Origin of the sequence: Clostridium sp. MCC353 (assembly GCF_018785315.1) — a bacterium.
GTDB lineage: Bacteria > Bacillota > Clostridia > Lachnospirales > Lachnospiraceae > CHH4-2.
On the sequence record NZ_WQPN01000020.1, the window covers coordinates 15608 to 28352 of the forward strand.

Sequence of the window (12745 nt, forward strand, 5' to 3'; positions counted from 1 at the left end):
TTAAAGCCTCCCGAGAATTTCTTTATCAAAAAACTCCTTTGTGTCTTCCGGCTTTAATGAGAACAGCTTATCGTCAATGGTTACACAAACCCCGTTCACGCAGTTTCCGCTGCAGAAAGAACCGTTTAAATCCACTTTTTCCGTTAAACCGTTTTCCGTAACCAATGTCTGAAGCTGCTGGATAATCTCTCTTGAACCCTTTAAATGACATGCGCTTCCAATACAAATTGTGACTCTCATAAATAATTCCTCCACCTTATTAATTTCATTTGTCAGACTCCAATTTACAGTTATATCTATTATCGCATATTGTGATTTTATTATCAATCCCATTTGATGTATTTTTTCAAAAACTTGCAGGAATGGTGTTTGATGGATTTTTGCACTCCATTGGCAATACAACGGCCGTCAGAAAGAAAGGTAACGGTTTTGAAAGAATTTTGACAAGGGTATCGCGCAATGATATAATAACGGTATTCGTGCTTACCCAAAAGGTTTCACTGATGGAGAAGGCGAGGAAACCGAATTCAAACGGAATTCTCATGCCCTTTGGTATGGGATTTTTTATCGTCCTCAACCTGCACCACACTTAAAATGCCGCATCAGCGGCGGAATGGAGGAAATTATGAAAAAAACACTGTCATTTATGTTAGCCTGCGCCATGTCGGCCATGGCTCTTGCGGGATGCGCTTCCCAGTCAACGGCTGTAGAGACTACGCCTGCCGCCGCAGTCACAACGGAGGAGCCCACCCAGGCGCCCACCGCGGAATCAGTCACCGGTGAAACAACAATCGCTCCCAACACGGCTGCCCAGGCCGAATCCGAAGGAAAGGATCTGGTAAAAGTCGGATCTCTGAAGGGCCCCACATCCATGGGACTGGTATCCCTCATGGATCAGGCTGATAAAGGAGAATCCTTAAATACATACGAATTCACCATGGTAACAGCCGCCGATGAACTGCTCACAAAGGTTGTAAGCGGGGGCCTGGACATCGCGCTGGTGCCGGCCAACGTAGCAAGCGTTCTCTATAATAAGACAGGAGGCAAAGTGACTGCCATCGACATCAACACCCTGGGAGTTCTCTATGTGGTATCCGGCGATGATTCCATCAAAACCATTGCCGATTTAAAGGGTAAAACCGTTTACATGACGGGCAAGGGAACCACCCCGGATTACGTGATCAACTACCTGCTTTCTGAAAACGGCCTTTCCAAAGATGATGTTTCCCTGGAATATAAATCAGAAGCGACGGAAGTAGCAGCCGTGCTGAAAGAGAATTCCGACGCCATCGGACTTCTGCCCCAGCCATTTGTGACCGTTGCCATGGCCCAGAACGAAAATCTGAAACTGGTTCTGGATCTGACAAAGGAATGGGAGGCGGTTCAGGGTGAAAGCGGCAGCCAGCTGGTTACCGGCGTCACCATTGTGCGAAACGAATTTTTAGACAGCAATAAAGAAGCGGTGGAAAACTTCCTGAAAGAACATGAAGCGTCTGCCGGTTTCGCAGTATCTAACCCGGATGAAACCGCCGAGCTGGTAGCTGCCCAGGGCATCATTGAAAAAGCTCCGGTTGCAAAAAAAGCCCTTCCTTACTGCAATATTACCTGCATAACGGGAGAAGAGATGAAATCAGCCCTCAGCGGCTACCTTCAGGTCCTGTTTGATCAGGAACCTGCTTCCGTAGGCGGAACCCTTCCTGCCGATGATTTTTATTACCTTCCTTAAAAGAGATGAACAAGGTGTGTTTCCATGAATAAAAATGCATTGATCCGCAGATTTTTAATCGTCCTGTTCTGGCTGGGGCTCTGGCAGCTCATCAGCCTGGCGGTTCACAATTCAATCTTATTAGTAGGGCCTTTTGATATGATAAAGGCCCTTTTTTCCCAGGCAGCCACTGCTGATTTTTGGAAAAGCATCGCATTTTCCTTCGGAAAAATCAGCCTTGGATTCCTGGGAGCTTTTATATCCGCAATCCTGCTGGCCGGCCTGGCTTACCGGGTTCATTTTCTGGAAGAGCTTCTGGCGCCGTTCATGACCTTGGTCACCTCCATACCTGTGGCCTCCTTTGTCATCCTGGCCCTGATCTGGATCGGATCGGGCATGCTTTCCGTGTTCTGTTCTTTTCTAGTGGTGTTTCCGGTCATTTATGTAAATACGCTTGCCGGGCTCAGGAGTACGGACCGTCAGCTTTTGGAAATGGCCTCCGTATTCGATATGCCGGCCTGGAAACGGATCCATTATATCTATCGTCCGGCCGTTTTTCCCTACCTGGTGAGCAGTTGTAAGATCGCGTTGGGCATGAGCTGGAAATCGGGAATCGCCGCGGAAGTGATCGGGGTTCCCGACTATTCCATCGGCGAGCGGCTGTACATGTCCAAAATCTATCTGGACACGGCCAATCTGTTCGCATGGACATTTGTGATCATTATCATCAGCGCTTTATTTGAACGGTTCTTTCTGATGCTTTTGAAGCGGGCCGTGGGGCGCGGCTGCTGACCTGGCATCCATTTTTGTTGGTGTTCACAGCCCCCGCTGGCGGACCCGCCTGTTATCCGGCGCCGTTTTGCATGGCTCTTCCTTTCGCTGTTTGAACGGTTTTTGTAACAGTTCAGACAGGTCTTAACTGTTACCGATTTTTGAAGGAGAATGAAAAGCAGACATGAAAATACTTGTAAAAGATCTGGTAAAATCATATAATCAAATTAGACTATTTCACCTGCCTGAACTGGAACTGAATTCAGGCGGTATCTATTGTTTGATGGGAGCTTCAGGGAGCGGAAAAACTACATTTATGAGAATTCTTCTCGGGCTGGAAACAGCGGACAGCGGAATGGTGACAATCACCGGAGGAAACCGTTTTACTGCGGTATTTCAGGAAAACCGCCTGTGCGAAACATTTTCGCCTTTGGAGAATGTCATGATGGTGATGCGCAGGCCCGCCGACAGGAACAGGCTGTTAGATGAAATGAGCCAAATTCTCCCGGCGGAATGCCTGGAACGGCCTGTTTCCACGCTGAGCGGCGGTATGAAACGCCGTGTGGCCGTCTGCCGCGCCATGCTTGCGGATTCGGACGCGGTCATTATGGACGAACCATTTACCGGATTGGATACAGAGACAAAACAGGCTGTCATCACTTATATAAAGGATCGTTTAAACAGCCGCATTCTTCTGGTATCCACCCATCAGGCAGAAGATATTGCCTTTTTCAAAGGCAGGATCATTCAACTAACAGGAGGTAATGCCAATGATTAAGATTTACGGAACCAATATCTGCCCGCATTGTGAGACACTGAAAAAACGCCTGATGGCGGAATGTATCCCTTTCGAGTTTTTAGATTTCGGCGTTAATACCCAGAATCTAAAGGATTTTTTGAAAATCCGCGACAACCATGATTATGACAGCCTCTTTGATCCGGTTCGTGAAGAAGGCCGCATTGGAATCCCCTGCATCGTCCTGGAGGACGGCTCCATAACCCTGGATCCTGAAGTTTTATTTACGGACGAAGAATAAATTAACATTAATAATACTTAAATGACTAAGAGCATTGATTCCCTCCGGCCGCTGAAGCTGCGGGCGGAGGGAGGATCAATGCTCTTAGGTTTTATATGATATTTATTTATATGATATTTATGGTGTTTGTATTACTTATGTTTTTTATTACCTATGTTTTTATGCCGCACTTATACTTTTATGCATCATATGTGCTTTTATGTATCACTTACGATTTTATGTATCATTTACACTTTTATGTACCACTTGCACTTTTATGTATCACTTGCACTTTTATGTATCGCTTACACTTTTATGTATCACTTGTACTTTTATGTACCACTTTTATGTTTTAGTTATGCTTTTATTCACTATTTAGCAGCTCCATCTCCCATAACTGCATCATTTCCTGCCGCCTGCTTTAACAGTTCGGCCTGTTCCTGGGTCAGCCCTGTGAGCTCAACCTTACGGTTTACCTTGGCTTCATAGGAATCCGCTTTCATAATATCGGCCAGATCAACGCCTGTGGCTTCCCTCATGGATTCGAAGAGTTTTGCCATCACCACCGGCACATTCCCGGCTACGGTATTCATGCCGCTGTCGTCTCCGCCGCCGCCGATAATTGTGATCTTGTCGATCTTAGCAAGAGGTTCCGCAATCTTCCCTGCAATATCCGGCAATACCTGAATCATCATCTCGGCCATAGCTGCCTTATTGTATTTCTGGTATGCTTCGGCCTTTTTCTCCATACCTTCCGCCTCGGCCAGCGCTTTTGCCTGGATAGCTGCCGCTTCTGCCTCACCTTTCGCCCTGATTCCTTCTGCTTCCTGCTTCATGGAATATACCTGTGCATCCGCCTGAGCCTTCCTGGCTTCCGCTTCTTTTTCAAGTTCAAACTTCTTGGCTTCTGCTTCCTTCTGACGCTTATAGAGATCCGCGTCGGCTCTCTGCTGCTCCGCAAACTTATCGGCTTCCGCCTGTTTCTTAATCTGAGCTTCCAGGGATTTTTCCTTAACATCAACTTCCCTGGCCTTCAGCTCCACTTCCCGCTCCTGACGCGCGATATCGGCGTTAATTGTTGCGGTTTCAATTGTCTTTCTCTGTTCCTGTTTCTGGATATCATAAGCTGCGTCCGCTTCCGCCTGTTTGGTATCTGCGGTTTTCTTCAGTTCCGCCCGTTTGATTTCCAGTTCATTGTTTCTCTTTGCGATCTCAGTCTGGGCATCCACCCTGGCATCATTGGCATCTTTATCGGCTTTGGCCTGAGCGATTGCCACATCTCTGTCCGCCTCTGCTTTGGCGATGCTGGCATCCTTTTTAATCTTAGCCGTGTTATCCATACCCAGGTCTTCAATCAGGCCATTTTTATCCATAACATTCTGGATGTTGCAGGAAAGGATTTCAATTCCCAGCTTCTCCATGTCGACTTTCGCTTTGGACTGTACCTGATTACCGAATTCATCCCGGTTATTATTAATATCTTTCAATGAAATAGTACCGATGATCTCTCTCATGTTGCCCTGTAAGGAATCCTGAAGATCATTGACAATATCCTGAGTTCCTTTATTAAGGAAGTTGGTCATAGCCAGCTTCATCTTCTGGGGCTCTGTGCTCACCCTCACCTTCACAACCGCATCCACCTTAATATTGATGAAATCCAGCGTCGGTATAAAATCATCTGTCTTCACATCGATCGTTACCTGGCGGAGCATCAGTTTATCCATTCTTTCCAGATAAGGAATCATAATCCCCGCCCGTCCAATGAGCACTTTAGGCTCCTTCTTCAAACCAGATATAATATAAGCCACATCCGGCGGCGCCTTCTTATACCCCACAGCCATAATGAGTATAAATAAAAAAACAATAACAACAGCTACAATCATTCCTGCATAACCTGCCAAAACTTCTAACATACCTATACCTCTCTTTCCCCTAATTCTTTTACCTTTTTTATTATATTCCATTTATTTGCATAATTTTTGAATTTTTTCTTACTATTTCTCTAAGCTTTTAAAATATTACAACATTTCAAAAAATGCTTGTATATTTCCCCAACTCCGTTTATAATAGCTTTATTAGCGGGGCATTAGCGCAGCTGGGAGCGCGTTTGAATGGCATTCAAGAGGTCGTGGGTTCGAATCCCATATGCTCCACGATAAAACACAAGGTTGTTGGCCTTGTGTTTTTTTATTGGCGAGAGTAACGCTGTGAAGAAGGGGACGCTGGGGCAGGAGGATGGAGAGGATCGGGCTTGGGGGACGGATTCCGGCCCTAAGAGATACTAGGCATTCAAAGAGAAAAAAAGACAGGGCGGTGCCCATTCGAGGTAAACTTTTTATGAACTTTACCTCTCAGTGGGCACCTCAGAAACTGATTCGGTTTTCAGCTTCTGCCTGTCTTTTTTCCTCTTTGAATGCCAAGTATCTCTAAGGGCCTGCATAGGTCCCCCAAAGCCCGATCCTCTCCATCCTCCTGCCCCAGCGCCCCCTTCTTCACGGCTGTGTACTGGCTGTGCTAATGAAAAAATGGAAACGAGAGTAAAAGTAATAGAATCTTTAAGTAATATGATATTTGACCTTTATATTGAACATAATATGGCCGCTCAAAGCAAATAACGTAGGGAAACATCATCAAGATTAACATCGGGATTTAACATCAACCCTCAAGGCATTTTCGAAAATGCCTTGAGGGTTGATGTTAAATCCCAATGTTAAAAACGAATATCGTATCAATTTCCCCCTTGAGATACCTCCATCCTTCCTATTAAATTGCATTTAATTACCTCAGCCAGAGAAAACCAGCAGGAAAGCGGTGTGAGGCGGCGTCCGGAGGGCAGGATTTTGAGGACCGGGCGGGCGGGGCGGAATCCGGCGGTGATGAAAGCCATCTGGAGACCGTTAGGGAGACTTAGGCTGCAGGCGTGGAAAAAGACGGGCAGAAACTGAAAACCAAATCAGTTTCTGAGATGCCCACTGAACGGTGAAGTCCCATAAAGAGTTCACCGTGAATGGGCATCGGACCGTCTTTTTCCATGTCTGCGGCCTTAGTCTCCCTTACGGTCGGAAGCTGGTTTTCATCACCGCCGGATTCCGCCCCGCCCGTCCGGTCCTCAAAATCCTGCCCTCCGGGCGCCGCCTCGCACCGCTTTCCTGCGTCACCTCTCAAAAATCCCCTGCAATTCTACAAAAATTTCACGGCCGTCCCATAAGCCATCACTTCCGCCGCCCCCTGGGCAACAGAACTGCTGTTATAGCGGACCGTCACAACAGCGTCAGCCCCCAGCGCTTCTGCCTGGCTGATCAGCCTCTCTGTGGCCAGAGCCCTGGCTTTTTCCATCATTTCATTATAAGATGTCAATTCCCCGCCCACCAGAGTCTTAAAGCTGTTCATAATATCTTTTCCGGCATGAACTGTCATAATGCTTGAACCCTTTACCAGGCCCAGCATTTCGAATTCCTTACCATTGATTGTTTCTGTTGTTACAAGCATCATATCCGTGTCCTCCTAATTTATTAATTCTTCTTTCTTCGCCTGTTCCAGATACCGTTCATATTCTCCGGCATCCAGCGGCAGTGTTACCTTTTTTTCTGTCCAGGCTGAGAGATAAGCGGCATTGGCCAGCTCCATGGCCCGTTCCCCCTCTTCCCCCGGAGCAATCAGGTCCGAACGCTCCAGAACCGCCTGTGTAAAATTATTCAGCATGATGATATAAGGTTTCTCCTCATCCATCTCCTCATATTCAGAATAGCGGGTGGTAAATTGAATCTCCTGGCTGCTGGTTACCTGGGCATGATTCGCATAGTCCCTCATATCCTCCTGATAGACGCAGACCTCCAGGCGGGCGCCCGTCAGCACCGCCCTGCCCTTTGTTCCGACGACTTCGATGGTATCTTCCCCTGCCGGTTCCCCGGTGGTCATAAAAAATGATCCCGTCATGCCATTTTTATATTCCATCAGCAAAGAGGCTTCGTCATCCACCTTAAAACCGTTATATTTGCCAAATGGTATGTAAGCATAGATGGTTTCCGGCATGCCGAACAGCCACTGCCAGATATCCAGCGAATGCTGTCCCTGATTGAGCAGCATCCCGCCATTTTCACCATTCCAACTGCTCCTCCAGGAACAGGATTTATGGTAAAAACGGGTGCGGAAAGACGTAATATCCTTTACAGACACCCGGCGCAGTTCCCCCAGCTCTCCGGAATCAATCAGCTCTTTCAGGGCGGTGTACTTAGGATAAGTCCTTCGGTGGAACATCATGAAATAAACGGTCCGGGCTTCATGGGCTGCCGCCCCCATCACTCTGGCCTCTTTAATGGAAATTCCGGCCGGTTTGTCGCACATCACGTGTTTCCCTGCCGCCAGCGATCTGACGGTATATTCCAAATGGCTGGAATGGGGCGACGCAACGATTACAGCATCAAATTCCTCCTGTCTTTGAAACATTTCCTCAATGTCCCCATAGACCGCTGTTTCTTTGCCCAGGTTCTCCCTGATCCAGTCATGGCTCTCACGGCTTCTTGCGCAGACCGCCGTAAGCTCCATGCCCGGAACCAGGCCTTTGTTAATGAAATCCGCATACTTCCTGCCAATCGCTCCAATTCCTACCAATACAGTCCTAACCCTGTTCCCGTTCATTTCATCCTCCTTCTCCTGTTTCGTAATCAATTGCCTTCCCTATACTATAGACGCTCCAAACGGCATGAGCGCAAGTTTCGCGATTTTAAACTGCTGCAGGCCAAATGGAATGCCGACGATTGTAATGCAGAGCAAAATCCCGATCAGCGCCGATTCCAGCGCCAGAGGAATGCCCGACACAATCAGCCATACAATATTCAGCAGCAGAGAAACAGCGCCCCCTCCATATACCACTTCTTTCCCAAAAGGGAAAAAACTGAGCCCTGCAAATTTAAAACACTGCATGCCTACCGGTATACCAACTATTGTAATGCACCAAAGACAGCCGGTCAACAGCCAGCTGAGGCCGCTTAAAAAACCTCCGAAAATAAACCATAATAAATTACCTAAACATCCCATCAATCTACGCTCCCTTCTATGATTCGTTCTGCATCTGCTCCAATGACGCCAGAATGCGTCTCACTTGATCCGCCGCATCCCGCACCTGGCCGGATGCGGCCTGGATCTTACTCTGCACCATCCAGTCCGCAATCAGCCCATCAAAAAAATAGTCGGCGAATGTTAGGAAACTTCCCACTTCAATACCAATTTCATCAGAAATGTCTACGTCGCTCAATTCCCTTCTGAACCTCATCAAATCCGCCTTTGCCTGTTCTATACAGGCCGCGGCATCATTAATTTTGGAATGTTTAATCATCGTGGAAAAAAGTCCTCCTCCGATCATGTCCCAAAGCCCCCAGCTGCTGGCGCCGGACAGATACCGGTCAGCCTCCTCCAGACTGGCAAGGGCTTTCTGTCCTGCCCCTATCGCTTCCCTGATCTCAATTTCATCTCTTTTCATATTGAATCTCCTTTCCGCCCATGGGCATATTTGAAAATTTAAGCCTGTGGCAGCAGATTTTATTGGCGAATCAAAAAAGACTCCTATCATGACATCTCTGCCACAATAAAAGTCTTGCACTTCTCATTTGATACGGATAAGAAAGTTACATGATTTCCCTCTTACCGGCTGACGGTTTCAAACCCACCTTTCGGTGATTGGCTACTCCCTTTTATTTGCTTAATGATATTTTAAAGCTTTTCCTTCCTCCTGTCAAAATCATTTTCCTTACAAATCATTTAATTTTACTGGAAAATCTTCATAGTTTCCACACATGAGGACATAAATGGGAATAGAATCTACTATAAGAACAAATATGAGGTATCAAATATGTATATTGATTCCAACAATCCCGAAATAATAAGGCATACATCAACTGATGAACCAATAGATCCCGGCTTTTCTGTTGACCCTCAGCAGCCGGTCGATCCCGGCTTCTCCGTTGACCCTCAGCAGCCAATCGATCCCGACTTTTCCGTTGACTATCAGCCGCCCATCGATCCCGACTTCTCTGTTGATTATCAGCCGCCCATTGACCCGGATTTCTCCGTTGACTATCAGCCGCCCATCGATCCGGATTTTTCCGTAACTCCGCCCTACTACCCGGTAATCCCGGATACGGGAAGGCCATTCCCGCCGATTATAACCGTTTACCCCAAACCCGTCATCCCCTGCCTGTTCTGCAACGCCGTTCCCAATTCCGCAGCTAACGTAAGGTTTATAAATGCATCCGTGGGCTATAACGCATTCTCCATCTATGTGAATAACCAACTGATCATTACAGATCTGAACGCGGATGAGATCACCCAGTACAGCCAGTATTCTCCTAATTACATGACCATTACGGTTATGGGACCCAACGGCTATATATACATCCAGAAATCCATGCTCTTCCCGGTGGGATGGACCACATTTGCCATCGTGAATACCGCCTCCGGGCTGGATCTGATTTCAATTAACGACGCGCCATGCACCACGCCCAACTTTACATCCTGCATCCGTGTCTGCAACCTGGCCTTTTACACCGGACCGGTTAGTGTGGAAATGAATAACCTGACATTTACCAATGTACAGTTTGCCCAGCCGGCTTCCTTCAGCAAAGTGCGCCCCGGTAATTATCCGATCACCGTATACCGGAACCGCCCTCCTCAAATAGCCCTGGTGACTACCTACGCCAACCTTTTGCCCAACAGGATCTATACCCTCTATGTCCTCAACTGGAACAGAAGCTCTGATGCAGTGCGCACACTCCTTGTCCAGGACAGAAGATAGCATTCCCTTCAAATGCCGCCGGTTTTCTTCTAAGACTGGCGGCATTGTTCTAAAAATCTCAGAGATTCCGTCAAATATGAAATAAAGGCGCTGTTTGTGGGTTTCTCCATACAGACTCCCCGCAGAAGCCAGTAATAGAGCTCCTTATTCCCCCTTTCCCAGATCACGTCGATACAGTGTCGGATCGCCCGCTCAACGCTGGCCACTGTAGTCTGATATTCATAGGCGATTTCCGGATATACCATCTTCGTCACATGGTATAACACTTTGGGATCCCAATAACTCATCTCAATGGCTCTTTTTAAATAAGTGTATCCGCAAAGATTAGGCGACAACCCAAGATTATTTAAAAGAATTATAATTTTGGCCGAAAGCTGGTTCTCTTCATCTAAAAAGAACCGTTCTTTTAATACCGTATACCAGGACTTTTCCGTATTATCTGCCAGGATAATCTCCTTTTTGGGGTCCTGACAGCTCATCAGTGAAACTTCCAGAAGATATTCACTTGATAGAACTAATTGAAATGACTGATAATTCATGTTATACTCCTCGTTATAAATAATTACATACTTTGCTTTTAATAATGTAATTATATATTTTTGTAACCGTCAAAACAAGGAAACCATGTTTCCCAATTTTTCCAAATTTGGAATGGAGAGATGGTATGAATTATCAAAAATTAAAAGAAATCATGAATTACAGGGATTATACGTATGAAGATCTGGCGCTTCTCAGCAAAATTCCGCTCAGTACACTGACCAAGATAGGAAGCGGAATAACAGCAAACCCAGGATATGACACTATGCTTGCCATAGCCAAGGCCTTGAAATGTTCCATGGATGAGTTTTCCGACCGGGAACCGATGATCACGTATGATATGGAGGAGTATGCCCATCGGTTCAACCGCCTTCCTTCCTGCCAGCAGGACTACATCAAATATGTAATCAACACGGAATATGACCGCCAGCTCTATCTTTCTTCAAAGGCGAAAGTCTCACTGCAGTGTTTTGAATTCACTAATTATAACGACGGGCTGGCTGATTACGAGAGCCGGAGAATCGGTTCCGTCACCGTGGACCGCAATTACCTCTCGGAATCCTGTACTTACTGCATCCTGCTGACCAACAACATCCTGAGCCCTAAATTCTTCAAAAATTCCCTGTTAGGCTTCCGCTACGACGACATGATCTATCCCAAACAGGGCGAAATCTGGATCATCCGCCTGAGCAGCGGTTATCTTTATATCGGAAGATATTATAAGAATGGAGACACCGTTATGCTGAAATCCTTAAACGGAACCATCGATGATATAATCCTTACCAACCGGTTAAAATATAAGAGGCTGGGTAAATTCCTGGGCCTGTTAAAAGCGCCGGCATGAGTGGTTCCCCTGTATCCAACCACTCATGCGCCGAAGCTCATATTAGAATTATTCAAGACAAGGTTCCAGATATGATCTTTCGTGTGGAAATCCAACCGAATCTCATGCTGTTCACGATTATTGCTGATAACACACCAGAAAGACAAAACCCCGCTCCAACTGCCGTCATCCTTGCACCGGCAGTCGCAAATCTTATAAACCGGCGCGTCTTCTTCTAATTTCAAACGCAGCCACAAAGGTCTGACCCGGCCGTCTAAATTAAAAGTCGCTATTACATGTACACGCTTTACCATATAAACATCGCCTCTTTTATTCGAACGTGTGTTCGTTTTATATATTTATCATACTACTGATCCGGCAGTTTGTAAATAGGTAATTTCTGTTAATCAGCAAGGCATTTTTCTGCCAACCGGCCTGTTGCAGCGCCGCTTAAATTTTTCAAAAAAATATAAAAAAAGTGCTTGCATAAATAAAAAAAATATGATAGACTATAACACGTTGACACAATAGAAGTGTGCAATAAAACGACAGATTAAGCGTCAGTCGTGAGTCTGTAGCTCAGCTGGATAGAGCAACGGCCTTCTAAGCCGTGGGTCGGGGGTTCGAATCCCTTCAGGCTCGTTTCGTATTCTAATACGATATTTATGGTGGGTATAGCGCAGTTGGTTAGCGCGCCAGATTGTGGCTCTGGAGGCCAAGGGTTCGAATCCCTTTATCCACCCTTATAATTCCCTAATTGGGAATTTTTTTTTAACAATGGGCTATCGCCAAGCGGTAAGGCACAGGACTTTGACTCCTGCATTACGTTGGTTCGAATCCAACTAGCCCAGTTTATCTGCGGCGGAAACCTGCAGATGTAGAAACTGCGGATGAGGGGATGAAAGAACCGCCCATCTTGTACGCAGCGTCTTTATGGGATATTAGCTCAGTCGGTAGAGCACTTGACTTTTAATCAAGTTGTCCGGGGTTCGAATCCCCGATGTCTCATCAGCGGATATGGCGGAATTGGCAGACGCGCTAGACTTAGGATCTAGTGTCCAAGACGTGCAGGTTCAACTCCTGTTATCCGCACGAAATGTGTG

General features: G+C 46.5%; 15 protein-coding genes and 6 tRNA genes. 12 read left to right on the forward strand and 9 right to left on the reverse strand.

The genetic code is table 11. From position 1 onward, the window contains the following. Positions 1–240, reverse strand: coding sequence for an NAD(P)H-dependent oxidoreductase subunit E (locus tag GPL15_RS04870; protein WP_215696557.1), 240 nt, complete (start codon positions 238–240; stop codon positions 1–3). 385 nt (positions 241–625) lie between these two features. On the opposite strand from GPL15_RS04870, the gene GPL15_RS04875 reads away from it, so the two are divergent. From GPL15_RS04875 to GPL15_RS04890, 4 genes are all read left to right on the forward strand, one after another. Beyond that, a complete protein-coding gene (locus GPL15_RS04875) occupies positions 626–1726 on the forward strand; it encodes an ABC transporter substrate-binding protein (RefSeq protein ID WP_215696559.1) in 1101 nt (366 codons plus the stop codon). A 24-nt stretch (positions 1727–1750) separates the two neighbouring features. Further along, complete coding sequence (locus GPL15_RS04880) at positions 1751–2497, forward strand: ABC transporter permease subunit (RefSeq protein ID WP_215696561.1); 747 nt, start codon at positions 1751–1753, stop codon at positions 2495–2497. Between the two features lie 163 nt (positions 2498–2660). Continuing rightward, complete coding sequence (locus GPL15_RS04885) at positions 2661–3254, forward strand: ATP-binding cassette domain-containing protein (protein WP_215696563.1); 594 nt, start codon at positions 2661–2663, stop codon at positions 3252–3254. Beyond that, positions 3247–3513, forward strand: coding sequence for a hypothetical protein (locus tag GPL15_RS04890; protein WP_215696565.1), 267 nt, complete (start codon positions 3247–3249; stop codon positions 3511–3513). The genes GPL15_RS04885 and GPL15_RS04890 overlap by 8 nt, the downstream gene beginning before the upstream one ends. Before the next feature lie 350 nt (positions 3514–3863). Here GPL15_RS04890 and GPL15_RS04895 read toward each other — a convergent pair whose 3' ends face one another. Then, entirely contained in the window at positions 3864–5405 is a 1542-nt protein-coding gene (locus GPL15_RS04895) for a flotillin family protein (protein ID WP_252198101.1), read from the reverse strand. A 167-nt stretch (positions 5406–5572) separates the two neighbouring features. Here GPL15_RS04895 and GPL15_RS04900 point away from each other — a divergent pair. After that, positions 5573–5645: transfer RNA gene (locus GPL15_RS04900), tRNA-Ala, on the forward strand. 754 nt (positions 5646–6399) lie between these two features. On the opposite strand, the gene GPL15_RS04905 is transcribed toward GPL15_RS04900, so the two are convergent. The 5 genes from GPL15_RS04905 to GPL15_RS04925 are packed head-to-tail and all read right to left on the reverse strand — an operon-like array spanning position 6400 to position 8971. Next, the gene (locus GPL15_RS04905) at positions 6400–6657 is read right to left on the reverse strand and encodes a hypothetical protein (RefSeq protein WP_215696569.1); all 258 of its coding nucleotides are present in this window, start codon (positions 6655–6657) and stop codon (positions 6400–6402) included. Between the two features lie 15 nt (positions 6658–6672). Continuing rightward, positions 6673–6984, reverse strand: a complete 312-nt coding sequence (locus GPL15_RS04910) for a YbjQ family protein (protein ID WP_215696571.1) — start codon at positions 6982–6984, stop codon at positions 6673–6675. A 12-nt stretch (positions 6985–6996) separates the two neighbouring features. After that, positions 6997–8130: a Gfo/Idh/MocA family oxidoreductase gene (locus tag GPL15_RS04915; RefSeq protein ID WP_215696572.1), complete on the reverse strand. Its 1134-nt coding sequence runs from the start codon at positions 8128–8130 to the stop codon at positions 6997–6999. Positions 8131–8169: 39 nt separating this feature from the next. Continuing rightward, on the reverse strand, positions 8170–8529 hold the full coding sequence (locus GPL15_RS04920; RefSeq protein ID WP_215696574.1) for a YccF domain-containing protein: 360 nt from the start codon (positions 8527–8529) through the stop codon (positions 8170–8172). 16 nt (positions 8530–8545) lie between these two features. Then, positions 8546–8971, reverse strand: a complete 426-nt coding sequence (locus GPL15_RS04925) for a hypothetical protein (protein ID WP_215696576.1) — start codon at positions 8969–8971, stop codon at positions 8546–8548. Positions 8972–9340: 369 nt separating this feature from the next. Here GPL15_RS04925 and GPL15_RS04930 point away from each other — a divergent pair, with 369 nt between their 5' ends. Continuing rightward, complete coding sequence (locus tag GPL15_RS04930) at positions 9341–10282, forward strand: DUF4397 domain-containing protein (protein ID WP_215696578.1); 942 nt, start codon at positions 9341–9343, stop codon at positions 10280–10282. 29 nt (positions 10283–10311) lie between these two features. Here the strand turns inward: GPL15_RS04930 and GPL15_RS04935 are convergent, their stop codons facing one another. After that, positions 10312–10821 carry a sporulation initiation factor Spo0A C-terminal domain-containing protein gene (locus GPL15_RS04935; protein ID WP_252198102.1) on the reverse strand — a complete coding sequence of 170 codons (510 nt, stop codon included), beginning with the start codon at positions 10819–10821 and terminating at the stop codon, positions 10312–10314. A gap of 125 nt (positions 10822–10946) precedes the next feature. Here GPL15_RS04935 and GPL15_RS04940 point away from each other — a divergent pair, with 125 nt between their 5' ends. Continuing rightward, positions 10947–11663, forward strand: coding sequence for a helix-turn-helix domain-containing protein (locus GPL15_RS04940; protein WP_215696580.1), 717 nt, complete (start codon positions 10947–10949; stop codon positions 11661–11663). A gap of 23 nt (positions 11664–11686) precedes the next feature. Here GPL15_RS04940 and GPL15_RS04945 read toward each other — a convergent pair whose 3' ends face one another. Continuing rightward, complete coding sequence (locus GPL15_RS04945; RefSeq protein ID WP_215696582.1) at positions 11687–11956, reverse strand: hypothetical protein; 270 nt, start codon at positions 11954–11956, stop codon at positions 11687–11689. Between the two features lie 254 nt (positions 11957–12210). Here GPL15_RS04945 and GPL15_RS04950 point away from each other — a divergent pair. The 5 genes from GPL15_RS04950 (at position 12211) to GPL15_RS04970 (ending at position 12734) form a co-directional block, all read left to right on the forward strand. Further along, positions 12211–12284, forward strand: a tRNA-Arg gene (locus tag GPL15_RS04950). A 26-nt stretch (positions 12285–12310) separates the two neighbouring features. Beyond that, positions 12311–12384 (forward strand) — tRNA-His (locus GPL15_RS04955). A 36-nt stretch (positions 12385–12420) separates the two neighbouring features. Then, positions 12421–12493: transfer RNA gene (locus GPL15_RS04960), tRNA-Gln, on the forward strand. A gap of 84 nt (positions 12494–12577) precedes the next feature. After that, positions 12578–12650 (forward strand) — tRNA-Lys (locus GPL15_RS04965). A 3-nt stretch (positions 12651–12653) separates the two neighbouring features. Then, a tRNA-Leu gene (locus tag GPL15_RS04970) sits at positions 12654–12734 on the forward strand. Positions 12735–12745 lie beyond the last annotated feature (11 nt).